Origin of the sequence: Candidatus Neptunochlamydia vexilliferae (assembly GCF_015356785.1) — a bacterium.
Taxonomy (GTDB): domain Bacteria; phylum Chlamydiota; class Chlamydiia; order Chlamydiales; family Simkaniaceae; genus Neptunichlamydia; species Neptunichlamydia vexilliferae.
In genome coordinates this window covers 19,119-42,319 of record NZ_JAAEJV010000014.1, presented here as the reverse complement: position 1 = coordinate 42,319, position 23,201 = coordinate 19,119, and the positions used below count along the sequence as shown (strand labels likewise).

The window sequence follows — 23,201 nt, the reverse complement described above, 5'->3', positions numbered from 1 at the left end:
TTAAGCTGCTCTATCTGTTGCTTGTAGTTTTTCTCTTGGTTTTCTAGCGTTTCTTTGCTTAAGGTTTCTTTTTGCTGCAGCATGTTTTGGTGCTGGTTATTTAGCTTCTGTAACTTCTGTTTATGCTGTCGTCTAAGCTCTTTAAGCTCCTTATTTAGGTTAGCAACTGCTTCATCTTTGCTTTGAGAAAGTGTTTCCTGATGACGTTTATTAAGCTGCTCTATCTGCTGCTTGTAGTTTTTCTCTTGGTTTTCTAGCGTTTCTTTGCTTAAGGTTTCTTTTTGCTGCAGCATGTTTTGGTGCTGGTTATTTAGCTTCTGTAACTTCTGTTTATGCTGTCGTCTAAGCTCTTTAAGCTCCTTATTTAGGTTAGCAACTGCTTCATCTTTGCTTTGAGAAAGTGTTTCCTGATGACGTTTATTAAGCTGCTCTATCTGCTGCTTGTAGTTTTTCTCTTGGTTTTCTAGCGTTTCTTTGCTTAAGGTTTCTTTTTGCTGCAGCATGTTTTGGTGCTGGTTATTTAGCTTCTGTAACTTCTGTTTATGCTGTCGTTTAAGCTCTTTAAGCTCCTTATTTAGGTTAGCAACTACTTCATCTTTGCTTTGAGAAAGTGTTTCCTGATGACGTTTATTAAGCTGCTCTATCTGCTGCTTGTAGTTTTTCTCTTGGTTTTCCAGTGCTTCTTTGCTTAAGGTTTCTTTTTGCTGCAGCATGTTTTGGTGCTGGTTATTTAGCTTCTGTAAATTCTGTTCATGCTGCCCTTTAAGCTCTTCAATCTTTTTGTTTTTGAGTGTAATTTTGTTTTTTAAAGAGACGTTTAAAACTGCAAAAGGGGCTTTATTATTGTTCTTTTTAAGTGATTCCTTTTTATAGTTTTTCTTGCCAGTTTTTCTCTGCAAAGACTGAGGGCATGAGTTGTAGATATGAGGGTTAATGATGCTTGCAAAATGAATAATGGGCAAGGTAGCAATGGTTACGACCAGTCTTGCTAGATGCTCTAGATCACCTGAAAGCGCCCCAAGGTCAAGAGTTATAACATGCCAAGACAGTTTCACTGATATGACATAAATCGCATCGATTGAAAAAATAAAAGGGCTTAAGAATGCTGATATTCGGGATGTCAAGCCTGCTAAGCTCGAACTTTTGCTATTTGTTTGATCTATAATGCCACAAATCCAGCGACCACTTAATGAGTCTTTTTCAGTGATAAGTTTCCTAATATAGGGAACGTTTTGTGTAGAAACTTTAGACATAACTCGACACCTTGGGTAAAGCGGGGTTTATTTGACTAAAGCTTCTAACATAACCAAAAATTAAATGTCACCATCTTTTCGTAAGTTTTGCAATTTATTCGCTATGTGTATTAGTCTATAATGAATTACTATTGCAGATTCACCTAAAAAAGGAGGTGCAAAATGAGCGTAAATGAAACAGGATGTTTTTCTTTTCTATTTCAATGCTGTGCAAATACAAATAGTGGCGAGTATGAACAGCTAAAAGATTCAAGCAAAAAAAATGCAAGTTATTCAGGGGTAAATCAAGCTGAAAAATCTCAGATAAATGAAAAAACAGCAAACTTAAGTTCGACTCCCTTAAAAACTGCTGACCAGCAGCTTTTTCGAAAAGATACCCCAAAGGTAGATGAAAAAACCAAGCAAAAAGATACCAAGTTTTTACTAAACTCTCCTCAACAACATCTAAAAACTTCAGCAAGTAGTGGTTTGATTAATAATGGGCTAGACAGCTCCTTTAGCGACCCTTCCCTTGTGTTTGATGCGTTTGCAAAAAGTTCTAGTAAAAATCTTAACTATGATTCCGATGAGGGATTCTAATGCATGACTATTGTCTTATAGGGGCTGTTCCCGCTTCATCATTGATTCAATGCTTAGTGCTCTGTCAACCTTAAAATTAAGGATAGATTGGTTGAGTTTTTTTCGGCTGGCAAAGTGTGGAGATCGAACACGAAGCCAGTCGAGAAAAGATAAACCATTGTAGCAACTTCTAGAAAAACACTTTACATTTATCTAAATATTAGCTTAGAATTGGGGCACTACAAATTGATATGACCATAAATTGATGGCCGTCTAACTTTAAAAAAGGATGTAAAATGAGCAGTGTAAATAATAACAGTGGGGGATTACTTAATTGGCTATTCTCTTTTTTTGGCATTGAGTGCCGAGCTAAACCTTCTTCTTACTCCGGTGTATCGATCCTAAATGATTTTAGCGACGACGAGATAACTAAAAACACTTCGGAAATAGGAACCAATATTATAATAAACGTCTCTTCCGAAGATGAATCAAAAAACACATCTCTAGCCAATATAACCTCAACTCCCCCACCAAATAAACAGTTAAGCAATAACAGTCACCTCAACCTCAACTTAAGCCCCATAAATTTATCAAGTACTTTTAGTAAAAGCTCAGAGTGCCTATCGCCAACCAAGGCTGATAAAACTAACCTGAACTCAGGTTCTATAAAAATCAACTTAACAAGTAGCCTTAATAAAAGACCTCCAACTCCTGTTGGAAGCCCTAGTTCTTTAATTAATTCCTCTTTGCTACTCAATGAGTCTTCGGTCGATCAAAACGATACCTTTAGCTATAATAGCTCTTTCAATGATGCCTCTTCCTTTGCTGCAGACAGCGATAATGATGGCTTTAATACCTCTGGTGGCTTCTGAAGATTATAATGTAGAGCTCTGTAACCTTAAAACTGAGGCCGCTCCTTCCATTAAATCTAAAAATCAGATGATGACCAACTCTGAGTCCAAAGAGCAGCGCCAGCGTAAACGCTAGGGAGCCAGAAGAGCCACCCGATGATGGTGGTGGTCAGGACCATACTGAGGATGCCGGCGATAAAGCCGGCAGTGAGGAGGGGCATAGTGCGGGCCTTTAGCCCTCCGATCCGCTCACGGGCGGGCTGCCCTTGGATCATCAAGGAAAGGTCGGCCGCATCGATGAAAGCGATGTGGCCCATCCCCACCTGAGCAAGGAAGATGGCAAGGGGGCCGAAAAAGAAAAGAGCAATGAGGGTCACAAGGGGCCAGAAAAGGCGCCACCCTAAGGTTCTAAAGAGGACCTGAACCGTCGACACGGCAGCTTGAAAAGTCCCCTCCCCTTTAATGGGAACCTGCTTGTCATGAAGGATCTTCCCAATCATGTTTTCGAAAGCAAAGTTCAAGATGATCGGAAAAACCGAAACCCACAAAATAATAATGGTCAGCGAGGCATACCCAAAGGACTTAAAGACTCCCCAGGTATAGCTCAGCCAATTGGTCGTCCCTTCAGGCCAGCTAAAGTAGGTCGTTAGGACAAAGACGACAATCAAGATGATAAAGGAAAAAAGAGCGGCAAAAAGGGGGGCCACCCAAAGGTGGGGACGCTGAAAAAAGTAGCCAAAGCCGACAAAGGTGACGTTGGTTGAGGTGATCTTTTCCATAAGACCCACTATGCTTGGCTAGCTGCTTTGTGTAAATTTTTTATTCTGCATATGCAGAATTTTGTTTCTTAAAAATTTCTTTATCTTGTAGAATCTTGATTTCGTTAACTAGCGGTAGATAGGACTATGATCTATAGATTGGCATTTTTGGTTTTTATCTCTTTAGGAATGGCTCTTTTTGGACAAGAGGACATTTATCTCAACCCAGAACAGCATGTCCTTCGTGGCAAGGGATGGACGGGGATCATCGCTTTTGAAGATGGAACCTGTTTTAAAACCCTCCCCGATGATGCGGAGCGAGTCTATGAAGAGTGGGAGCATGGCGATACCCTCGTCCTTATCCCCAACACAGCTTACTTCGGAGGCTCTGAATACTACATCGAAAACTGCACCAAAGATGAGCTTGTTCATGTCGACTTCCACGCAGCTCCCGACAAGAGTGATGAGTATACCTGGACCATTTTCCACATCGACCCCTACTATGGAGAGATTGTGATCTCACGGGCAGGAGGAGAAAAGCAGGAATGGAAGGTGGAAGAAAAAGACCTTTCCCTCATCCAAGAATGGGAAAAGGGAGACCGGATCACGATTGGAAAAAATGATGTCTGGTATCGGCAATTTGTCACCAATTGCCGCTACATTATGCTGAACTGTGACAAAAATGAAACCGGTTACATCAGAATCAAACTCGGAGAGTCTCTATGAAAAAATATCTCACCCTACTGCTCCTTTCGCTCATGACCCTGGCATCTGCAGCCCAAGTTTCCTTCCCCAACACTTCTGGAGGAACTCTTGAGGTGGGAGAGCACCGGATTGCTGTTATCACCTCTTCAGGCATTGTTGAAATTGAAAATAGGGCCCAGTTTCGGGTGGTTGCCGCCGATCTCTATACCGTTGTTGACAACTGGTCGGTCCATGATAGGCTCAGCTTTAGCTCTAATCCCTACCCATTTGCAAAGGGAGAATTCTTTATAACAAACCTCAGCCGCGGGGGAGAGTATGTCCAAGCTGACTTTACCCAAGCCCCTCTTATTGGTCACCCTGAAACGAACCGCATCGTTGAGATAAATAGTGACGAGGGAGAAGTGGTCCTCATCAACGGACAAGGGAAGCAAACCCGCTGGGAAATCGAACTATCAGACCTCTCGATGCTCGAAGAGTGGCGGAAAGGAGACTCCATCCTCGTTGGGATGAATGATAACTGGTGCTCTTGTGTTTTTTCGAGTTGTCCAAATATCCTAGCAAGCTATGAAGCCAAGCGAACCATTCTATACCTGCATGCTACCCTAAAGGAAGAAAAGTGATAAATCGTAAAACTACTACTCCTAAGGACACTATAGCAACCTTCTTTGATAGCTGCTTGATCAGAGGGGGCTTTTCTATCCTTACAACCGCTGTGGCCTATAAAGTCTTAAAAACCAAGTGGCTGAAGCGGACTCGACTCCGCAGTTTTGTTGTCTTAACAATAGGAGCAGCGGGCTTTTTCTGGACAGGTGGCTTTACAACTGCTTGTTGGAAAAAAACAAACGAGTATGTCCAAAAGTTCCTGAATAAAAAAGATAGGGCTAAGTGATTAAGATAACTGGAGAAGTTTCTCATAGGAGGAAAGTTCAAGGCGCCCGATGCAAAGAGCCCCAAAGCGGGCTCTTGAAGGAGGGCAACAAAGAAATTTCCCCTATGAGGGACTTAAACAGTCTATCTTAATGCGTTAACCCTGTCTAAAACTAAAGATTGACCTATAGAGTTCCGATTCTTATCGTAAGGATATGGATGCAGATCGCTCTCTTTCAGCCCAGACCTTCAAGTATTGGGAGATTTTTCTCTCGTGGCTTTTTAAGTATGGCTCCCGCTGCTATGAGGTAAGGGGGGCTAAAGATCCCCATATTTATGAGAACCCCTCAGAAGGACTTGCCCAATTTGCAGAGAGCTACCGGAAGTGGCAGGCCTCTAAGGGAATCATCTGCCAGGTCACCTCTTCTTTTGAAGATGTTGAAAAGGTGAGCGCCGTCCTTAAAGAAATCTACCAAACGGTCGACAGCTCTGTGATGTGTGAGTGGGCCATCTGTGAGGTCCTAGCAAAAGCAATGGCCTACCGCAACCTCAAAGAGGGGTATGAAATTCCCCTTCCCATCATGGGAAAAGATGGGTGCATGGAGATGGCAACCTATCGGGTTGATCGGGTTTTTGATCTATGGCGTGAGGTGCGCGCCTTTGGCCTTATCCGATGTGACAGAAGAGAGGGGGCGCCGACCCTCCTTTTTCGGGGAACCGATTTCTCTCTTGTAAGCGAAGGGGGGCGGGCGTCCATCATTAGCGATCTCGATCCCAAAGGGCCCGGCTGGACCCTTTTTGAAAGGGGGCAAAATGAGATCCATCAGTGGCTCTCTGCAGGACAAGAAAAGGGACGGGTGATGGGGCATAGTTTAGGGGGAATCGTCGCTGCCTACACAGTGATCCATGAAGCCCCACTGATCAGCCAACGGCCCCACGAGTGCTCCTATGCATTTAACTTTCCAGGCGTCTCTGAGGAGCTCGCTAAGGAGTGGGATGCCTTGAAGGAAAAACCTCTTTTCAAAGGGTTCGTCTGCCGCGGCGATCTCGTCTCTAAATTGGGAATCCTCTTTGGTGATATCTATGAAATTTCTCTTGAAAAGCCCCTCTCTCCGATCCGGGCTCATGAGATGCTCCTTTTTGCCGCTGCAAGGGGGTATCTCCATGAGGTGGACCTCGAAAAAGAAAACAGCTCCTCCTCTCGCGCTTTTTATTCGAAGCTTCAATCACAAACCTCTTCCATTATATATGAATTTGGGTTAAAATTCCTATTTACACAATGATGTACGATATAGACCCTGCTATTATTCAGCCCGCTTACTGTGAAGAGCGAACAGTAACCCAGCTAAAGTGTGTGGAAAAGCCTGAGCTTGTTCTTTACATGCGTCCCAGTTGCCCCTATTGTCAGCGGGTAACGCGCTACCTCCAAAGCATCGGCAAAACGATCCCTCAAAAAGATATTGGAAAGGATAAACAGGCTGCTGCTGAGCTGATCCGCGTTGGAGGAAAAAGGCAGGTTCCCTGCCTTTTTATCAACGGCAAGCCCCTCTATGAGTCGCGCGATATCATCAACTGGCTCAAGGCAAACCAAGATAAATATTAATGCTGTAATGGTTTGTGCTCTATTAAGATATTCCCTATAGGCCAACTGAAAACTCTAAAGACCCATATATAGATCCGTCGGGGCTACGCCCCCGCTGCCCCTTGAGCTTCAAGCGAACAGTCAAATCGGACCTTCAGTCGGGGGTCTGGGCGAAGCCCTAGGCAAGCCCCTTCTTCATGCCAATTTTACAGGTTCGCCTTGAAGCCGCGGACTGCTCAGAGCAGCCCTTTCCAACCTGACGATTGAGGGCTGTCCCTTCGCAGGAGAGTTTTTTTCTTTTTTCTTCCCCAGTGAACTGACGTGAGTTCAAGCCCGGAGGGCGCCAGAACGAACGCGGTGAGCTGTCCGCGGCTTCAAGATGGCTGTGCAAAATCGATCTGAACGAGGGGCCCGCACAGGGTTGTAACCCGGGCCCCCGAGGAAGGTCGATTTGGCTTGCCAGATTGAAGCTCAAGGGGCAGCGGGGGCGTAGCCCCGACGGATCTATATATGGCTCTTTGGAAGCTTTAATTATTTTTAAAGGAAATAAACCACTATATTAATGCTGAGAAATCCAGCGAAGAAGGAGCCCATCCATCCAGTGAAAACCTCCCTCTTTCCCTGGCATCCCTAGATACCCAAGATGTCCCCCCTTCTCGGTAATGAGAACCTCAATCTGCTCGGGAAGATCGATCCCTTCTAAAACATGGCAATCAACAATGGGATCATCACGGGCAAAAAGAAGGTGGCAGGGAACGGTGATTTTATGAATGAGCCGCCCCGAACTACAAGCCTGATAGTACTCCGCAGCATTTTCTTGCCCCGACTGTGGAGCAATATAAAGCTCGTCAAACTCAAGAAGGGTCATCTCGGGAGAAATCCGAATCGGAGGCAAAGCCTCAAAGGTCTCATGACGAAAGGTAACCTCCTCTCGAAGAGCGCTCATAAAGTAACGTTCGTAGAACCGGTTTTTGCTAAGGTGCGCAATGCTGGAACCTAGATCAAGGGGAGGGTTAACCGCAATAATCTTAGTGACAAGACTTTCGATCTTTTCCTCATATTCTCCTGCCATCTTGAGGATAATGTTCCCCCCAAGAGAAAAACCAACCACCGTCACGGGAGAGTGAGGTGCATCCCGCTGAATTTCCTTAAGGGTGAGATACATGTCTTCGCTTGCATCGGCATGGTAGAGCTTTTTCCCATACTCTTTTCCACTTCCACACCCTCTAAGGTTCACCCGAATGGCGCGGATCCCTTGGCGATAAAGCTTACGGGTCATCCGCACAAGGTAAGAAGAGCGGTGACACCCACAAAGACCATGGATCATCACCACGGTAGGATCACTTTCTTTCCACCCTTTGGGAGTGCTCACCTCCATTGCAATCCTTTCTCCATCAGGAAGATGGACAAAACGGGTAATCGATGGTAAGCGGCGGGTAAATGGTAAAAAAGATGCTGTGATCGTCTGAGCATGCCGCCCTGTAAATAGCGGAAATGGCCTAAATGAAGGCTGCTTCCCCATACGTTTCCCCCCTTAGATAGTAGTCACAAGTAACGGTCCCCTATATTTATTTTAAAATGGGGGGAGTTTTTTTATCAAAGAGGAATTGAGTAGAAGAATACAAGGCACTCAGTGCCAGGGTTTCTGAACCCAAGACTAGCATTCGAAATGTGGTAGAACATCGCCCCAAAACGGGACCTTTTTTTGAACCGGTAAGAGAGCTCTGCAGAAGAGCGGAACTCGAGAGGGAGACCTAGCTCCATCCCTCCCCCCTTGATGTAGATCCCTGGGGCAAAGCTCGGGGTAAAGACGAGCTGGGGAAAGAGAAAAATATCAAAGGCGATCCCCCCATAAAAATAGGCTGAGCCTGTGGTGGTTGCCATCACCCCAACCAGGGGACGGAAAAAAAGACGTGAATTCCTATAAAAAGCGTAGTCCGAGCGGTATTCGACCTGGAAGAGGAGGCTCTTTGTATTCCTCACAATGTTAAAAACCCCCATCCCTACATTGAGGAGCTTCGGCTCTTCTATGGGAGGCTTGTCTTGAGCCATGAGGAACAAAGGAACAAAGAGGAGGAGGAGAGTTTTTCGGATCAAGTGAGTGCCTCAACGATTGCTTTTCCAAAGGGGGGAAGGTCTTTAGGGGTGCGGGAGCTGATGAGATTCCCATCGATCACAACGGGTTCATCCTTCCAAATCGCCCCTGCGTTTTCGAGATCATCCTTAATCGCCACAGTTCCTGTTGCCGCCCGCCCCTTGAGGATCTTTGCGGAGATGGGCACCCACCCTCCATGACAGATAAAGGCGATCATTTTCTCGGCCTGGTCCATTTCTTGAACGAGTTTAAGGACTTCGGGAACCCGCCGGAGCTTATCGGGAGAAAATCCTCCTGGAATGAAAACGCCATCAAACTCCCCCGCTTCCATCTCTTTAAAAGTGATCGCGCTTTTGGAGGGGTAGCCATGCTTGCCGAGATAGGTCCTCTTTTCCTCTCCTGCAATGACCACCTCGATCCCCTCTTCTTGCATCCGAATCACCGGATAGAGAAGCTCTGAGTCTTCAAAAATATCGTGAACAAGAACCAGGCAGCGTTTGGAAGCTATTTTTGATACCTTTTGACCCATCTTTTTATCCTCTTTGCCTTCTAAAAATTTCGCCTTGTCTTCTGGACAATGTTCTCAATTTTGAGAACGCAAACTGAACTAAAAATCTGGGCACAACTTGCATCAAAAATAACTTCCAAACACTGCTAACTTTTGTCATTTTTTCCCCTTTGTCTGAAAGATGATCCGCATCATCCCCTCTTCAAAAGTCACCTCAGGCTCTTCGTCCATATCGACCTTTTTGGAGAGGGGGACCCGGTAGGAAAAATCCTCGGTGGCGCGACGGTAATATTTCCGCTCTTTTTCCTCTTCTTTTCGCTCCCCCTCGATGAGGAGGTAGGTATCGGCCTGGGTCACCTCTATCGCATCGGCGCTAATCCCAGGAAGGGCCGCCTCCACAACAAAGCTCTTCCCCTCTTCATAGACACTCAAGCCAGGCTCGTCGGAGGCTATGGAAAGATCTTCTTCCGAAGAACAAGAGAAGTTCACAAATTTTTTCTTTAATATTATCCTGGCTCCTCTTGCCGTACTTTATTTTCTGGAGAGATTTCTTGTCAAAAGTTCTGTTTTCTGCTATATTTCTCCCCATGGAAGGAAAGCAATTACTTTTAGAACGCCTTGTCTTAGAATTTCCCGAGAGCTCCCGCTCGACCCTGCGCAAGTGGGTGAAAAATGGGCGCATCTTCGTCGATGGAAAAAAGATCAAGCTCCCCAATGAAACGATCGGAGAAGGGGCAACGATTACCCTTAAGGAAAAGCAAAAGTTCCTCGATCTAGATATCGAGGTGCTCTATGAGGATCGTGACCTCGTTGTGGTCAATAAACCCGAAGGGGTTTTAAGTGTTGCTGCTGCGTTCGACAGTGAAAATACGGTCCATGGGGTGATGAAAAAGCACTACCGACGGGCTTTCCCCGTCCACCGCCTTGATCGGGAAACCTCGGGGGTGATGGTCATGGCACTGACCGAAGAGGCGTGGGAAAAGCTGAAAGAGCAGTTCCACGCTCACTCGATCCATAGGCAGTACCGGGCAATCGTCCGTGGGCGTCTCGAGGGAGAGGGAACCTGGAAGTGTCGTCTGAAAGAAGATCAAAATTACTTCGTCCGCCCCCACCCAAAGGGAGACATGGCGATCACCCACTATAAGGTCCTTGAGACTCGGGGAAAAACAACTGCGATCGAGTTTACCCTCGAGACGGGGAAGAAGAACCAGATCCGCGCCCAAGCGCTTGCGGCCACCTTTCCCATCCTAGGAGACCAAAAGTATGGAGATACCGGTAGTCACCGCCTCCACCTACATGCCTGCTGCCTCGCATTTACCCATCCCATCACGGGAAAATCAATGCACTTCGAATCCCCTGTTCCCTTTTAAAGGTGCTTTAGGGATAATAAGCGTATGAGACGGTTATATAGAGATCGGTGGGACAAGAAAATTGGAGGGGTCTGTGGCGGCCTGGGACACTTCCTCGGAATGGACGCGACGGTGATCCGCCTCCTCCTTGTTTTCCTCTGCATTTTTACGGGGGTCTTACCCCTTCTAATTGCCTATTTTATTGCATGGATCCTGATGCCGCTTGGCCCTACGAACTACATCCAGTATGACTGCAAGCGGCTCTACCGCTCGTTAGAAGGGAGGAAGATTGCTGGGATCTGCGCGGGCGTTGCCGAGGCTCTTTCGATCGACCCGACGATCGTCCGGATCGTAGCCCTTGTCGCTATGGTCCTTACCGGCTTTTTTCCCGTGATCATCGCCTACATCGTTGGCGCCGTGATCATCCCCGAAAAACCTCTTTAACCCTACTCAAATTACGTGCATGTAATTTAAGTAGGGTTAAATGACCATCAATCTACCCCATTAAGGGATAAATAGTAGGTAGTTGTCTCCTTCCTGGAAGGAAGTGGGAGAGAGCATCTTTATCTCGAAGGGGAAGTGATCAACGACGTTGTAGGGAATCTGAACCTTTTCAGAACTTGGTTCATGGCCGGCGCAGGTAACGAGCGACTCGATCTCCACTAGAGGAAGAGCGAGATTAAAGGGAGTCTCCGCCACCCCCACAACTTTGAGATGAGAAACCTCTCCTTCCATTTGGATGAAGAACTTTTGGTCACACCGCCGTTTAAAGGCTGAAAAGGAGATTTGCTCCATATCGGGAAAAACCCCTCGGGCAATCAGAAGATCTTTCATGCTTAAAAAAGCTGTTTTGCTGACAAAGTCTCTCCAGATGCTTTTTTGGTTTTGGGTTGGCTCGTTCAGATACTCGGGGTAGATAAACTGGAAGCAAAGGGTGGTCCCCTCTTCGGTGTTGAGCCCCACCCACATCTGGTAGTAGTGGCGCCCTTTCGGCCCTTTAGCATGGAGCTCCCGATAGGGGAAAATCCCCCACTTCCCTCGCTGCATTTTGATCCCGGTAAAGCCGGCAGCCGCCAGGTCGTGAGTGTTGGCATCGCAAGAAAAGCGGTCAAAGCCGAGCTGAGCGACCTTGGTCGAAATTTGGGCGCGGATCAGACACCCTTTAAGGGTGCTCGTATCGGCAAAGTAATCTGCAGTATTGCTCTTGGTTCCCCAGTAATAACCTCCTTCCTTCATCCCTAAGGTGAAATCTTGGGGAATGCAGGGGTTGACTAAGGGGGGATGGGCAATATCAGGGAGGAGTTGCAAAATGCGCAAATCTTCGGCCTTGTTTTGGGAAAATCCCAAAACAGTCATCGCCATTAAGAGAAGGAGGTAACGTAGCATTTTTAACTCGAGTTTTCACCTATGTTAAACACTCTCTTTTTTTCCCGCCATTTTTTTTTGAGCTGTCATCACATATTGATGAACCGAGAGATCGACAAACGCATCGGCATACTTGTGGACGATAGCGGGACTTTCTGCTGTCAGGTTAGGGCATCCACTCACCCTGAGGACATCGAGAGGGAGCTTGAGAAGAGCCTCTAGCCCTCGGTTGGTGAGATGGGGAACCGAGGTTAAGCGAAGGTGTCTAAGAGATGTCTCTTCGATTTGTGTGAAAAGGTGATCGGTAAGCTGCGCGCAATTCGTCAATTTAAGAAAACGGAGAGTGGGGTGGGGAGCAAAAAGGGTGAACGCTTCTTCATCTGTGAGCCCCTCGCAGTCAACGAGGTCAAGTTTTGAAAGAGGAAGGGCATCGATCACTTCCCGAATTCCTTCGGCAGTAAGGTGGGTATAAGAGAGGTACAGACAAGAAAGATAGGGAAAGAGCTTCGGCAATTTTTTGAGCGATTTGATCGGTGTTTCTTGGATGTTAAGGGTGTGGAGTCCTTTGATCGGGGCATCGAGTGTTTCTAAGTCAAATCCTGATACATTGAGCTCATGGAGGGTTTGGGGAAGAGCATAGAGCCATTTGTCCGTTAAAAGAAGACACCCCGACACATTGATCTCGATAAGGGCTGGGCACCGCTTTAATAAGGTCTCCATCCCTGCGTCGGTGACTCGATAGGAGTTTGTTAGGTGAAAGGTGGTCACCTCCGGGCTTACCTTAGAAAGTATGGCATCATCGATTTTCTGATCATCGTAGGCGGTAAACATAAGTGCTAGAGGAGGATCTTTTTTATCAAAAGAGGGGGGAGCGAGTCGCTTACCCCGATAGAGCCCTCCTATCATCTCCCGGAATGCATCTAAAACAGGGGCTTTCCCCTCGAGCACTTCATCTTCTTTGCGTGTGCAGAGGTCCGCCTCCAAGTAGCTAGGGTTATGATAAAAAATCCGAGGCTCTCTTTCTTTGCGGAGAAGGGAGCGCCCGATTCCATGCTGGTACCCTTGCCACCCGAAAAGGTCCATGACCGTCGGAAGGAGGTCGCACTGAGAAGCCAGTACATCGCTTTTTTGTGGGGTTTCGATCTTCCCCTCCCCATAGATCAGTAAGGGGACATGGAAGTTTTCCTTCCGGTTGCCCCGATTGTACTCGTAAGCGCCATCTTCGACCACCATCCCATGGTCTCCCATAATAAAAAGGAGGGTGTTTTTCAAAACCCCCCGCCGTTTTAGCTCCCCAATAAAGTGACCCACACATCCATCGGTGTAGTGGAGCGTCTGGAGATATTGGGGATAATACTCTCCCCCTACCTCTTCAAAATTTGGCCCCTTATAACTCTTAGGAACCTGCCATGGGTGATGAGAGGTAATCGTGAACAAGGTATAGAACTGAGGGACCTCTTGGTGTCTTTCCAAGTGGTCTGCCACACCGTTCAAAAGATATCCATCCTCAATCCCCCAGGAGCTTCCAAGCGCTTCGCTGGAAAAATCCTTTTTATCAATCACCCGTGTGACTGCCCTTCTCTTTAAAAAATGATCCACCCCACCCAGAGACCAAGAAGCGCCAGTAAAAAAGTTGGTCTCATAGCCCCGCTCATGAAACAGCTCTGGAAGGCCCACAGTGGGGAGGTTGAGCTCAAGCCCTGTCTTTGTCCCGAGCGAGTACGGGAGGCCATAGAGCGCGGTATAAAAAGCGCGGAAAGTCAAAACCGAGTTCGAATAGAAGTTAGAAAAAACATGACTCTTCTTTGCCAACGCGCAGAGGTTCGGGGTCACCTCTTCCCGAAAATCTTTGGCGCGGAGCGACTCAAAAAAGAGGAAAATCACATGGGGTTTTTCCCCGGGTTCTAGCCTAATATTAAACGTGCGCTCCCCCTTAAAGCCGGCCGTATAACGAAGAAGGGGGTAGTCAATTGAGGGGGCACTTGAAATCTCATTTTTAGAAAGAAGTTCCCGTTTGATGAAGGGAAGAAAGTTTTTCTTTTTAGGTTTGAAGAGCTTTTGGAAAAGCTCCTTTTCCCATATGAGGATAAGACTCTCTTTTTGAGCTGGAACAAGTCCCAAAACAAGAAGCCAAGGGGTGAAGGGATGAAAAAAAAGGGAGAGAGCCGTCACCCCTAAAAAAAGAGGGAGGACACGGAAGATTCCGATCGCTTTGGCCGAGTCCTTAAACTCCCCGAGCTGAAAAAGGAGAGGAAAAGAGCCGCTTCCCAAGCGAAATCCCATCTTCTTATCGATATAGGCGTCATATAAAACCAAAAGCTCTAGGGCAGGAGCCAGCCAAGGGACAAGGGCAAGCTGCATCGCAGCTCCCAGTTCCTGTAAGATCCCCAGGATACTAAAGTCCCGCCTGATAAAGAGGCGAGCGAATAAAAGACTCAGCATTAAAATATACCTAACGCATCAAGCATAATAATGACAACCATGAGAGGGGCAAGATATCTGATACTGATCTCAAAGTACCACTTTAGAGAAGGATAACTCCCAAAGAGCCCCTCTGCCCCCTCTTGAAGATGGGGGAAGGCCCGCTTAAAGGTCCACCGCCACCCCACAAGCAAGGCAGCACACAGCCCCCCAAGAGGAATCAAGATATTCAGGGACACATAGAGAAGAAGATTGAAAAAATTCATCCCAAAAATGGTAAACCCGCTCCACGGCCCAAACGACAAGGTGCACGGAAGGGCCACAAGAAAAACGGCTCCCCCTGTAAAGGAAGCTGCGCGGTGGCGCTTCCATTTTTTTGCGTCGATCAGGTAAGCAATCAGCGGCTCCATCGCCGAGATCTGAGAGGTGAGCGCCGCTAAAACAAGGAGGAGGAAAAAGAGGATACTCATCAAGTAGCCTCCCGAGATCTGGGAAAAGACGATCGGCAACGTTTCAAACATCAAGCTCTCCCCCGATGCCGGAGACAGGCCGGCAGAAAAGACGATCGTAAAAATGGCAATTCCCGCGAGCATCGAGACAATGATCCCAAACAGGGTGATCGGCACACAGGTTCCCGGAATATTTTCCTTTTTGCCTAAGTAGCTCCCATAGGTGACCATCGTCCCCTGTCCCAAGCTTAAAGAAAAGAAGGCCTGTCCCAGGGCAAGGAGGATTGCCAGAGGGGTCACCTCCGACCAGTCGGGCTTAAAGACAAAGGCAAGACCCGCCTCTCCCCCTGGCATCATGAGCCCCCGCACTGCGAGGAAAAGTAAAACAAAAAAGAGAAGGGGCATCATGATCTTATTGCCCGCTTCGATCCCTTTGCGCACCCCCGTATAGAGGATCAAAAAGGCCAACGATAAAAAGGCAATCAGTACACCCACTCCCCAAAGAGGAGAAGCGGTAAAGGCTTTGAAGTGGGCCGTTGCCGCACCGCTTGAGTTTAAGCCGGAGAGCTTGCCCAAAACCGCCTGGACCAAATAGCCGAGCGCCCATCCAGCGACTGTCGCATAAAAGGAGCTGACCAAAAAGCCGGTGAAGATGGTCATCTTTCCCGCTCCTTGCCATCCCCGGTGACGCCCAATTTGCTTGAAGGAACCTGAAGGGTTAAGTTGCGCTTTGCGCCCAATTAAAATTTCTGAAACCAAGACAGGAAACCCGACAACCAGAAGACAGATCAAGTAGAGAAAAACAAAGGTCGCTCCCCCATTCTCCCCCATCACATAGGGGAAGCGCCAGATGCTCCCCAGCCCAATCGCTGAGCCTACCGCCGCCCATATAAATCCAAGACGTGACTTCCACTGTTCCCGTTTCATCCACTTATGTTACCAGAGATTCCTGATATAGACCAGTGAAAATCGGAGCGTCTTCGGGCACAATTCGCTTCTCTGAGTAGAGGCGGTGGAAGAGGCGCTCGTAGTCTTTAACACTTTGGAGAAACTCCTGCGCAAGTTGCGGATTTTGGGGCGCAATATTTTCCTTTTCCTCGGGATCCTTTTCAAGATCGTAGAGCTCGATCTCTTGGGAAATCCGGGTATAGATGAACTTATATTTTCCAGCGCGGCACCCAAAGTTTTTAAAGACATAAGGGTTGTGGAAGAAGATGGGGCGCCCCTCACTTTCTCGTATCAGAGAACTTCCAATCGAGATGTTAAACCCATGGAGATCGAGGAGGTCCATCAGGGTCGGAACAAGGTCGAGCTGGCTCCCGGGAGCGGTGATCCGCTTGGGCTCGATGATCCGCCCCTCGCCGTAGATCAGCAAGGGAACCCGGATGTTTTCCTCATAGAGGTAGCGCTGCTCCACAAAGTTTCCATGCTCTCCCATCGGGTAGCCATGGTCACCTAAGATGAAGAGAAGGGTGTTTTGAAGGAGCCCCTTTTCTTTGAGAAGCTCGATAAGAAGGCCCAAGCACGCATCGGTATAGTGGAAGGTGCTGAGGTATTTTTTATAGGTGCGGGAGATCTCTGGAGGGAGCGTCGGAGGCTTATAGTGCTCCGGCAGGTTCCAGGGGTGGTGGTTGGTGATCGAAAAGAGGGTGAGAAACTGGGGATGATCCTTATGCTTTTCTAAAAAGTCTGCGGTGTAGTGCATCAGGTATTCATCGGGAAGACCCCAGCTCGAAACAGGCGCCTCAGGAAAGGCCCGCATCATCTCTTCCTTCCCGTGGATCGCATCGTAGCCATGGAGCTCAAAGAAAGCGTCTTGGTTTTCGAACTCGACCGTTCCATTGTGGAGATAACTTGTTTGGTACCTCCCTTCATGCATCAGCTGCGGAATCCCGATAAAGGGCGCTTCTGTCCGAGCAGCCTGCTCCGAAGCGTCCACATCGGAAGGAACCCCAAAAAGGGAGGAGACAACAGAGCGGGAGGTGCGAACCGAGTTGGCATAAAAGTCGGTGAAGAGGATCCCCTCCTTTGCTAGCCGATCAAAGTGAGGGGTCACCCCTTTTTCAGCGCCAAGAGTGCCCACATTTTTTGCCCGAAAAGACTCTAGAAATAAGAAGATCACATGGGGCGACTCCCCTTCATCGACGCGGATGTTAAAAGCCTTATCGCCTGTGAACCCTTGGGTATATTTAAAGAGAGGGTACTCCGATGAGGGAGCGGTTTTCTTTTCATTATGGCTTTGAAAATGGGAGCGGGCAAGGTAGCCTAAATCGGTCCGATCACTCTTCCTCTTGATGAAGCGGATCAGCTTTTTAAGATACCACATCTCATGTTGAAAGACGATATGATCGGTCCCATAAGAGAGCTTCTTTGGGAGGAAAAAGTGGCCTGCAACTCCCACGACTCCCAAAAGAAGGCCGAAAAGGAGCCACTCCCCTTTCAAAGAAAGAGTCCTCAAGCTCTCCCAAGAGTGCCAATAGGTGAAGAGGGGAAAGGACAAAAAGAGAAGAGCTCCGGGGATAAACCGCCAGATCTTCTTTTCCTTTGCCGAGTCCCAAAAGCAGCGGGCATCGTTAAAAAGGGAGAGGAAAGAGACCTCCATCCGAATGGCTGTTTTCCGGTGGAGAACAGCATCAAAAATCAGATGAAGTTGAAGAAGGGAGGATAGGGTCACAAGAATCCAAAACAGGGCCCCTTGGGCAAAGGGAAGAACCTTCACCATCAATACAAGGATAAAAAGCTGTTGAAAAGCGATAAAAAAATCTTGGCAGGCGCCGGTGAGATAGGAGAAAAAGAGGGAGGGGCGTGCAGGTAAGTTCCTGTGCAAAATCGTAACCCTCACAAAAAGAGAGGGAAGTGCCATTAAAAAAAGGAATACAAGTGCCGCCGCCATGGGTAAAGGGTACCCTCTCTATAAGGAAAAGTCAAATAACTCTTGTTATAAAATTATTTTTTGCATTAACATCTATTTTAATTTTGAACTTTGGGAGCGCTTGTTTGCGATGGAACAGAGTTTACCTGCCCTCTATGTACAGGCAAGTCAATAAAATTTTACTTTGCCATGGTAGATAAGAGCTCTTCACCAAAAGAGGTAAGGTCAAAGTCTCCCTGGTTGGTGAGAATGACGACTCCTACCCCTTTATCGGGAAGGTAACCGATATACATGGCAAAGCCAAAGAGGGAGCCTCCTAAGCAGTAACAATCCCCTTCCTCAATAGAGCGTAATTGCCACCCCAGCGCCATCTTAAAATTTTGAAAGGTATGGTAAGGGGTTTCCATAATAGGAAGAATGGCATTGAGACTTGTCTTTTCCCTTCCCATGCAAAAGGAGAGAAACGTGAGCATATTGCGGGGCATCGAGTAGAGTCCACCCGAACCAATAAAAATCGAGTAGACTTTTTCACTTAAAAGAGGGTAAATACCTCTCGCCTGCTCATACCCCGTAGCAAGCCGTTTTTTCTGCTCGGCCGATAAAGTAAAAACCGTGTCGTCGAGGTTGAGAGGGTGGAGGATCTGATCCTTCATCAGCTCGGGGAAAGAGCGCTTCGACAAGCGGGAGAGGAGGCTTGCCAAAAAAGCATATCCAAAGTTGGAATACTCACACTCGGTTCCCGGCTCCCTTGGAAGCTGATATTTTGAGAGGAAGCGGTACATTTGGCTCACACTAAAGGAGGAGCGGCTCGAAAGCGAGTAAGGCATATCGGGAAGGCCCGAAGTATGCGTTGCCAAGTCGCCCAGAGTGATCTCTTTTCCATTGTAGGTGGGAAGGACTGTTGACTTGGGGACAAACTTGGAGACCGGATCGTTTAGGCTGACCTGCCCTTCTTGAACAAAATAGGCCAAGATAGAGGCGGTGAAGAGCTGTGTGATCGGACCAATCCGAAACTCGGTGAAGGGGTTGACAGGGATGGTCGTCGTCAGAGAAAGGGTTCCCCGCGTCACGATTTGTTGAAAAGGCTCTCCCTCATCTTCCCCAATGGCTATCACAGCGATCCCTGTCGGCGAGTATTGGTCCCGATAGGCGGTCACCTTTTTTTGGATCGTTTTTTGCATCTCTCCCGAAAAAAGGAGGGCTGGCAGCAAAAAAACAAGGATTTTTCTTTTCAACTTCATATAAGTCATGCTATAGTGGATCCTTTATTATCTATAAACAAAAAGATGAAAAACAGCACCCGCACCCTCAATATTTTTCTCTTAGCCATGATTAATGTGGCAGCGATTTGTAGCATTAAAAATTGGCCATTCACCGCTGTTTACGGCTTTTCCTCTCTCTTTTACTTTATCGTTGCGATCCTCATTTTTTTTATTCCGGTTTCTCTCGTCTCTGCAGAACTAGCCACTGGATGGCCTGAAAGAGGAGGAGTCTATGCATGGGTCAAAGCAGCCTTTGGCCACCGCCTTGGATTTCTTGCTGGATGGCTCCTTTGGACCGAAAATGTGGTCTGGTACCCAACAATCCTTTCTTTTATCGCCGGAACAGTTGCCTACATCTTTAGCCCTACATTGGCAAATAATACTTTCTATATGTTCTGCATGATCTTTGGAACCTTTTGGGGAGTAACATTGATCAACCTTCTGGGAATGAGAGTCTCGGGATGGATCAGTTCCCTTGGGGTAATCCTTGGCACGATTACTCCTGGCATCATCATCATTGGACTAGGAATCGCTTGGCTCAGCGGTGGGAAGCCCTCCCATGTCGACTTTAGCTGGGGAAGCTTCATCCCCGACTTAAGCAGCCCCGCTAAACTCTCTCTCCTTGTCGGAGTCCTCCTCGGTTTTGCAGGAATGGAAATGTCAGCCGTCCACGCTCGCGATGTTCAAAACCCCCAGAAAAATTATCCCCGCGCTATCTTCCTTTCCGCAGTCATTATCGTCATCCTTTCTGTATTAGGAACCCTTGCGATCGCTGTTGTCATCCCAAAGGAAAATATCAACCTCGCTTCAGGGGGAATGGAAGCGATTTCTATCTTCCTTGATTCTTATAACCTTAGCTGGGCCATCCCGGTCATTGCTGTGATGATCACCTTTGGCGCTCTTGGAGGTACAAGTACCTGGGCTGCGGGTCCAAGCAAAGGGCTCCTTGCCGCCGCTCAAGATGGAGACTTTCCTCCGGTCCTTCATAAGGTCAACAAACATGGCATGCCTGGTGCGATGCTTATCTTTCAGGGAATCATCGTTTCGATTCTCGGAGCGATCTTCCTTTTCATGCCAGATGTCAACAGCTCTTTCTTAATTCTCCTTATCTTAGCCTCACAGCTCTATTTGATCATGTATATCTTGATGTTTGCTGCTGGAATTGCTTTGAGGTATAAAAAGCCAAATACGCCTCGTCCCTATAAAATCCCAGGTGGAAACTTTGGAATGTGGCTCACAGCTGGTACCGGTCTTCTTGGCGCCCTTTTTTCTATCATCATTGGCTTCTTTCCTACTGATGACCTTGAAACAGGAAGCATCCTCTTCTATGAGCTCTTCCTCTCTCTTGGAATTATTGGCTTCTGCGCCATGCCTTTTATTATTCTCCTCTTTAAAAAACCAAGCTGGAATGAGCCCTAATGAGGATTGTCTGGTTTCGCCAAGATTTAAGATGCCAGGACCACCCCGCCTTATCAGAAGCTGCTCAAAAAGGAGAGGTCCTCCCTCTCTATATCCTTAATGACACCCATCCTGGAAAGTGGGTGATGGGAGAGGCAAGCCGGCTCTGGCTCCACCACTCTCTCAAAGCGCTGAGTGATTCTTTCAACGGCCACTTAGCTTTCTACAAGGGAGATCCCCTAAACATCCTCCCCCAGCTCATCAAAGAAACAGGCGCTGAAGGGGTTTACTGGAACCGGTGCTACGAGCCTTGGGCCATCACAAGAGACAAAAAACTGAAAGAGCACCTCAAAAAAGAGGGGCTCGATGTCCAAAGTTTTAATGGCTCTCTTTTATGGGAACCGTGGGAAACCACAAAAGGAGATGGAACCCCTTATAAGGTGTTTACCCCCTTTTACAAGACCAGCTGTTTAAAGGGAGAGCCTCCAAGAACTCCTCTCCCTAAGCCAACTCTCACTTGCGCCCCTCTCCCCCCTTCCAGTCTCACTCTCAACGCCATCGACCTTCTTCCTAAAAAGCCTTGGGGAAAAGAGGTTTTTTCGGGGTGGGAGCCTGGAGAAGCCGGAGCGGAAAAAAGGTGGGAAATCTTCCTCAAAGAGGGGCTCAAAGGATATAAAGTGGGACGGGATTTGCCCGCACAAGCCCATGTCTCTCGCCTTTCCCCCCACCTCCATTTTGGGGAAATTTCTCCCCACCAACTGTGGGCAGACGTCTCCAAAATAGAAGAAGGCCATGACACCAACCACTTCTTAAGTGAGCTCGGATGGCGAGAATTTTCCCATAACCTCCTCTACCACTTTCCCTCCCTTCCTGAAAAAAATCTCCAAGAAAAGTTTGACCGCTTTCAATGGAAAAAAGATCCTAAACTCCTTAAAGCTTGGCAAACAGGACACACGGGTTACCCCTTTGTCGATGCAGGGATGCGGGAGCTTTACGCCACCGGCTACATGCATAACCGAATGCGGATGGTTGTTGGTTCTTTTCTGGTGAAAAACCTCCTCCTACACTGGCACGAAGGAGAGGCTTGGTTTTGGGACTGTCTCTTCGATGCTGACCTTGCCAATAATAGCGCCAGCTGGCAGTGGATCGGAGGGTGTGGCGCCGATGCTGCCCCCTACTTCCGGATCTTTAACCCGATCACCCAAGGGGAAAAGTTTGACCCTCAAGGCGACTATACCCGCAAATATGTGCCCGAGCTCGCAAAACTTTCCGATAAGTACCTTTTCCGTCCCTGGGAAGCCCCCGAAGAGATCCTCGAGCAAGCAGGGATTGTTTTAGGAAAAGACTATCCTCTTCCGATTGTCGATCTAAAAGCTTCAAGAGAAGAAGCTCTTGCAGCCTTTGAAAGAATTAAAGAGAAGTAAGAAACCCTTCTGCATCTTCTTTGATCATCTTGATCCGTTCAGGATCCATTTTTTGAAGGGTCCGGTAGATCATCTGAAGGCGCCTGTTATCAGAAAGCTTCGTCTGATTTCTCAAGAGAAAATCCCAGTAAAGATAGTTGAAAGGGCAGGCCTTTTCCCCATTTTTTTCTTTGACATTGTAGGCGCAGTTTTTGCAGTAGTTGGACATTTTATTGATGTAAGCCCCACTGGCGGCATAGGGCTTGGTTCCTAAAATCCCCCCATCGGCATAGAGAATCATACCAGTAACATTTGGAAGCTCGACCCATTGGTAGGCATCAGCGTAGACGATCCAATACCACTCATTCACCTCATCGGGGTAAAGCCCTGCAATCAATGCAAAATTTCCCAAAACCATGAGACGCTGAATGTGGTGGGCATAGGCATTCTCCTTTGTCTCTCGAACACACTGAGCTAAACAGTTCATCGGGGTTTTTCCTGTCCAGAAAAACTCGGGAAGGGAACGCTTTGCGTTGAAAAAATTGAGGGTTGCATACTGGGGCATCTTCAGCCAGTAGATGCCTCGCACATACTCCCGCCATCCTAAGATCTGTCGAATAAATCCTTCAACAGCGCTGAGGGGGGCCTTTTCTTTTTGGTAGGCCTCTTCAGCCCTTTCGATCACCTCTAACGGCTCGAGCAAACCGGTATTGATGTAGAAACTGATATGGGAGTGAAACATCCAGGGCTCTTTTTCGATCATGGCATCTTGATAGTGGCCAAAAAGGGGAAGGCGCTCGGTGATAAAAAGATCGAGAGCCTTTAAAGCCCCCTCGCGAGTCACTGCAAAATAAAAGGGGGCAAGGTCTCCAAAGTGGGTAGAGAAGTGGCGTTTTACAAGGGCTAAGGCCTCTTGTGTTATTCTATCTTGTTTTTCCTCGTAAGGAGGAGGAACCTGGAGCCCCTCTTTGGGAGGGTTTCGGTTTTCAGCATCATAGTTCCACTTCCCTCCAATCGGCCCCTTTTGCTCCATTAAAACTTGGTGTTTTTTTCGCATCTCACGATAGAAAAACTCCATCATGAGCTCTTTCCTCCCCTTCGCCCAAGCGGCAAACTCTTCTGGAGTGGAAAGGAAGCGGGTATCGGAACGTATTTCTAGCTCGACTTTAAGGGCCTCAAGCTCTTTTAAAACATGATACTCGCTTGGAAAAGTCACGATCAGGCGGCTCAATTTCTTGTCTTGCATCACCTTTTGAATGACAGTGGAAAGAGAGTCTTGTGTCAGCTCGACATAGTAGACGGGATACTTTTTCTTTTTAAGCAGCGATGCAAAGTGGCGACGAGCAGAGATCAAAAAGGCAATTTTTTTCTTGTGGTGTTTGACATGTGTAAACTCATCAAGTGTTTCGCAGAAAAGGATAGAGTCTTTTTTCTTATCACACCCTTCAAGCGCTGTCAGGGTTTCACTTAGCTGATCACCTAAAACAAGTCTTAAACTTCCCATC

At 47.5% G+C, this 23,201-nt stretch carries 23 protein-coding genes; 11 read left to right on the top strand and 12 right to left on the bottom strand.

The window, feature by feature from the left end:
- On the bottom strand, window positions 1-1,253 hold a 1,253-nt coding region (locus NEPTK9_RS03940; RefSeq protein WP_194847528.1), incomplete at its 3' end, for a coiled-coil domain-containing protein.
- Between the two features lie 162 nt (window positions 1,254-1,415).
- On the opposite strand from NEPTK9_RS03940, the gene NEPTK9_RS03935 reads away from it, so the two are divergent.
- A complete protein-coding gene (locus NEPTK9_RS03935; protein ID WP_194847527.1) occupies window positions 1,416-1,832 on the top strand; it encodes a hypothetical protein in 417 nt (138 codons plus the stop codon).
- 275 nt (window positions 1,833-2,107) lie between these two features.
- Window positions 2,108-2,683 carry a hypothetical protein gene (locus NEPTK9_RS03930; protein ID WP_194847526.1) on the top strand — a complete coding sequence of 192 codons (576 nt, stop codon included), beginning with the start codon at window positions 2,108-2,110 and terminating at the stop codon, window positions 2,681-2,683.
- A 56-nt stretch (window positions 2,684-2,739) separates the two neighbouring features.
- Here NEPTK9_RS03930 and NEPTK9_RS03925 read toward each other — a convergent pair whose 3' ends face one another.
- Window positions 2,740-3,441, bottom strand: coding sequence for a hypothetical protein (locus NEPTK9_RS03925; RefSeq protein ID WP_194847525.1), 702 nt, complete (start codon window positions 3,439-3,441; stop codon window positions 2,740-2,742).
- Between the two features lie 126 nt (window positions 3,442-3,567).
- Here NEPTK9_RS03925 and NEPTK9_RS03920 point away from each other — a divergent pair, with 126 nt between their 5' ends.
- From NEPTK9_RS03920 to NEPTK9_RS03900, 5 genes are all read left to right on the top strand, one after another.
- Window positions 3,568-4,146: a hypothetical protein gene (locus NEPTK9_RS03920; RefSeq protein WP_194847524.1), complete on the top strand. Its 579-nt coding sequence runs from the start codon at window positions 3,568-3,570 to the stop codon at window positions 4,144-4,146.
- Window positions 4,143-4,745, top strand: coding sequence for a hypothetical protein (locus NEPTK9_RS03915; protein ID WP_194847523.1), 603 nt, complete (start codon window positions 4,143-4,145; stop codon window positions 4,743-4,745). The genes NEPTK9_RS03920 and NEPTK9_RS03915 overlap by 4 nt, the downstream gene beginning before the upstream one ends.
- On the top strand, window positions 4,742-5,014 hold the full coding sequence (locus NEPTK9_RS03910; protein WP_194847522.1) for a hypothetical protein: 273 nt from the start codon (window positions 4,742-4,744) through the stop codon (window positions 5,012-5,014). The genes NEPTK9_RS03915 and NEPTK9_RS03910 overlap by 4 nt, the downstream gene beginning before the upstream one ends.
- Before the next feature lie 193 nt (window positions 5,015-5,207).
- Window positions 5,208-6,275: a hypothetical protein gene (locus NEPTK9_RS03905; protein ID WP_194847521.1), complete on the top strand. Its 1,068-nt coding sequence runs from the start codon at window positions 5,208-5,210 to the stop codon at window positions 6,273-6,275.
- The gene (locus tag NEPTK9_RS03900) at window positions 6,272-6,595 is read left to right on the top strand and encodes a glutaredoxin family protein (protein WP_228547015.1); all 324 of its coding nucleotides are present in this window, start codon (window positions 6,272-6,274) and stop codon (window positions 6,593-6,595) included. The genes NEPTK9_RS03905 and NEPTK9_RS03900 overlap by 4 nt, the downstream gene beginning before the upstream one ends.
- A gap of 538 nt (window positions 6,596-7,133) precedes the next feature.
- On the opposite strand, the gene NEPTK9_RS03895 is transcribed toward NEPTK9_RS03900, so the two are convergent.
- The 4 genes from NEPTK9_RS03895 to NEPTK9_RS03880 form a co-directional block, all read right to left on the bottom strand.
- The gene (locus NEPTK9_RS03895) at window positions 7,134-8,096 is read right to left on the bottom strand and encodes a YheT family hydrolase (RefSeq protein WP_194847520.1); all 963 of its coding nucleotides are present in this window, start codon (window positions 8,094-8,096) and stop codon (window positions 7,134-7,136) included.
- 74 nt (window positions 8,097-8,170) lie between these two features.
- A complete protein-coding gene (locus NEPTK9_RS03890) occupies window positions 8,171-8,671 on the bottom strand; it encodes an acyloxyacyl hydrolase (protein ID WP_194847519.1) in 501 nt (166 codons plus the stop codon).
- The gene (locus tag NEPTK9_RS03885) at window positions 8,668-9,198 is read right to left on the bottom strand and encodes a type 1 glutamine amidotransferase domain-containing protein (protein WP_194847518.1); all 531 of its coding nucleotides are present in this window, start codon (window positions 9,196-9,198) and stop codon (window positions 8,668-8,670) included. The genes NEPTK9_RS03890 and NEPTK9_RS03885 overlap by 4 nt, the downstream gene beginning before the upstream one ends.
- 135 nt (window positions 9,199-9,333) lie before the next feature.
- Entirely contained in the window at window positions 9,334-9,666 is a 333-nt protein-coding gene (locus NEPTK9_RS03880; protein ID WP_194847517.1) for an Hsp20 family protein, read from the bottom strand.
- 62 nt (window positions 9,667-9,728) lie between these two features.
- Between NEPTK9_RS03880 and NEPTK9_RS03875 the strand changes: the two genes are divergently transcribed.
- Both NEPTK9_RS03875 and NEPTK9_RS09640 read left to right on the top strand, forming a co-directional pair.
- Window positions 9,729-10,547 (top strand): RluA family pseudouridine synthase, encoded by an 819-nt coding sequence (locus tag NEPTK9_RS03875; RefSeq protein ID WP_194847516.1) that lies wholly within the window; start codon window positions 9,729-9,731, stop codon window positions 10,545-10,547.
- Between the two features lie 24 nt (window positions 10,548-10,571).
- The gene (locus NEPTK9_RS09640; RefSeq protein ID WP_228547014.1) at window positions 10,572-10,970 is read left to right on the top strand and encodes a PspC domain-containing protein; all 399 of its coding nucleotides are present in this window, start codon (window positions 10,572-10,574) and stop codon (window positions 10,968-10,970) included.
- A 60-nt stretch (window positions 10,971-11,030) separates the two neighbouring features.
- Here the strand turns inward: NEPTK9_RS09640 and NEPTK9_RS03860 are convergent, their stop codons facing one another.
- The 5 genes from NEPTK9_RS03860 to NEPTK9_RS03840 all read right to left on the bottom strand — a co-directional run bounded on the left by NEPTK9_RS03860 (window position 11,031) and on the right by NEPTK9_RS03840 (window position 18,874).
- Entirely contained in the window at window positions 11,031-11,912 is an 882-nt protein-coding gene (locus NEPTK9_RS03860; protein WP_194847515.1) for a hypothetical protein, read from the bottom strand.
- 24 nt (window positions 11,913-11,936) lie between these two features.
- Window positions 11,937-14,333: a sulfatase-like hydrolase/transferase gene (locus NEPTK9_RS03855; RefSeq protein ID WP_194847514.1), complete on the bottom strand. Its 2,397-nt coding sequence runs from the start codon at window positions 14,331-14,333 to the stop codon at window positions 11,937-11,939.
- Window positions 14,333-15,688, bottom strand: coding sequence for a sodium-dependent transporter (locus NEPTK9_RS03850; protein ID WP_194847513.1), 1,356 nt, complete (start codon window positions 15,686-15,688; stop codon window positions 14,333-14,335). The genes NEPTK9_RS03855 and NEPTK9_RS03850 overlap by 1 nt, the downstream gene beginning before the upstream one ends.
- Before the next feature lie 4 nt (window positions 15,689-15,692).
- Complete coding sequence (locus tag NEPTK9_RS03845; protein WP_194847512.1) at window positions 15,693-17,588, bottom strand: LTA synthase family protein; 1,896 nt, start codon at window positions 17,586-17,588, stop codon at window positions 15,693-15,695.
- A gap of 224 nt (window positions 17,589-17,812) precedes the next feature.
- Window positions 17,813-18,874 (bottom strand): serine hydrolase domain-containing protein, encoded by a 1,062-nt coding sequence (locus tag NEPTK9_RS03840; protein ID WP_194847511.1) that lies wholly within the window; start codon window positions 18,872-18,874, stop codon window positions 17,813-17,815.
- Between the two features lie 45 nt (window positions 18,875-18,919).
- Here NEPTK9_RS03840 and NEPTK9_RS03835 point away from each other — a divergent pair, with 45 nt between their 5' ends.
- Together NEPTK9_RS03835 and NEPTK9_RS03830 are read left to right on the top strand one after the other, a co-directional pair.
- Window positions 18,920-20,314 carry an amino acid permease gene (locus NEPTK9_RS03835; protein WP_194847510.1) on the top strand — a complete coding sequence of 465 codons (1,395 nt, stop codon included), beginning with the start codon at window positions 18,920-18,922 and terminating at the stop codon, window positions 20,312-20,314.
- On the top strand, window positions 20,314-21,717 hold the full coding sequence (locus NEPTK9_RS03830) for a cryptochrome/photolyase family protein (protein ID WP_194847509.1): 1,404 nt from the start codon (window positions 20,314-20,316) through the stop codon (window positions 21,715-21,717). Before NEPTK9_RS03835 ends, NEPTK9_RS03830 begins: the two co-directional genes overlap by 1 nt.
- Here NEPTK9_RS03830 and NEPTK9_RS03825 read toward each other — a convergent pair.
- On the bottom strand, window positions 21,704-23,200 hold the full coding sequence (locus NEPTK9_RS03825; RefSeq protein ID WP_194847508.1) for a cryptochrome/photolyase family protein: 1,497 nt from the start codon (window positions 23,198-23,200) through the stop codon (window positions 21,704-21,706). The genes NEPTK9_RS03830 and NEPTK9_RS03825 overlap by 14 nt on opposite strands.
- Window position 23,201 lies beyond the last annotated feature (1 nt).

Excerpts from the sequence above, each read along its gene's own strand:
- NEPTK9_RS03935 (WP_194847527.1), top strand. The coding sequence starts at position 1,416 with ATGAGCGTAAATGAAACAGGATGTTTTTCTTTTCTATTTCAATGCTGT.
- NEPTK9_RS03930 (WP_194847526.1), top strand. The coding sequence starts at position 2,108 with ATGAGCAGTGTAAATAATAACAGTGGGGGATTACTTAATTGGCTATTC.
- NEPTK9_RS03925 (WP_194847525.1), bottom strand. The coding sequence starts at position 3,441 with ATGGAAAAGATCACCTCAACCAACGTCACCTTTGTCGGCTTTGGCTAC.
- NEPTK9_RS03920 (WP_194847524.1), top strand. The coding sequence starts at position 3,568 with ATGATCTATAGATTGGCATTTTTGGTTTTTATCTCTTTAGGAATGGCT.
- NEPTK9_RS03915 (WP_194847523.1), top strand. The coding sequence starts at position 4,143 with ATGAAAAAATATCTCACCCTACTGCTCCTTTCGCTCATGACCCTGGCA.
- NEPTK9_RS03905 (WP_194847521.1), top strand. The coding sequence starts at position 5,208 with ATGGATGCAGATCGCTCTCTTTCAGCCCAGACCTTCAAGTATTGGGAG.
- NEPTK9_RS03900 (WP_228547015.1), top strand. The coding sequence starts at position 6,272 with ATGATGTACGATATAGACCCTGCTATTATTCAGCCCGCTTACTGTGAA.
- NEPTK9_RS03895 (WP_194847520.1), bottom strand. The coding sequence starts at position 8,096 with ATGGGGAAGCAGCCTTCATTTAGGCCATTTCCGCTATTTACAGGGCGG.
- NEPTK9_RS03885 (WP_194847518.1), bottom strand. The coding sequence starts at position 9,198 with ATGGGTCAAAAGGTATCAAAAATAGCTTCCAAACGCTGCCTGGTTCTT.
- NEPTK9_RS09640 (WP_228547014.1), top strand. The coding sequence starts at position 10,572 with ATGAGACGGTTATATAGAGATCGGTGGGACAAGAAAATTGGAGGGGTC.
- NEPTK9_RS03860 (WP_194847515.1), bottom strand. The coding sequence starts at position 11,912 with ATGCTACGTTACCTCCTTCTCTTAATGGCGATGACTGTTTTGGGATTT.
- NEPTK9_RS03855 (WP_194847514.1), bottom strand. The coding sequence starts at position 14,333 with ATGCTGAGTCTTTTATTCGCTCGCCTCTTTATCAGGCGGGACTTTAGT.
- NEPTK9_RS03850 (WP_194847513.1), bottom strand. The coding sequence starts at position 15,688 with ATGAAACGGGAACAGTGGAAGTCACGTCTTGGATTTATATGGGCGGCG.
- NEPTK9_RS03840 (WP_194847511.1), bottom strand. The coding sequence starts at position 18,874 with ATGAAGTTGAAAAGAAAAATCCTTGTTTTTTTGCTGCCAGCCCTCCTT.
- NEPTK9_RS03835 (WP_194847510.1), top strand. The coding sequence starts at position 18,920 with ATGAAAAACAGCACCCGCACCCTCAATATTTTTCTCTTAGCCATGATT.
- NEPTK9_RS03830 (WP_194847509.1), top strand. The coding sequence starts at position 20,314 with ATGAGGATTGTCTGGTTTCGCCAAGATTTAAGATGCCAGGACCACCCC.
- NEPTK9_RS03825 (WP_194847508.1), bottom strand. The coding sequence starts at position 23,200 with ATGGGAAGTTTAAGACTTGTTTTAGGTGATCAGCTAAGTGAAACCCTG.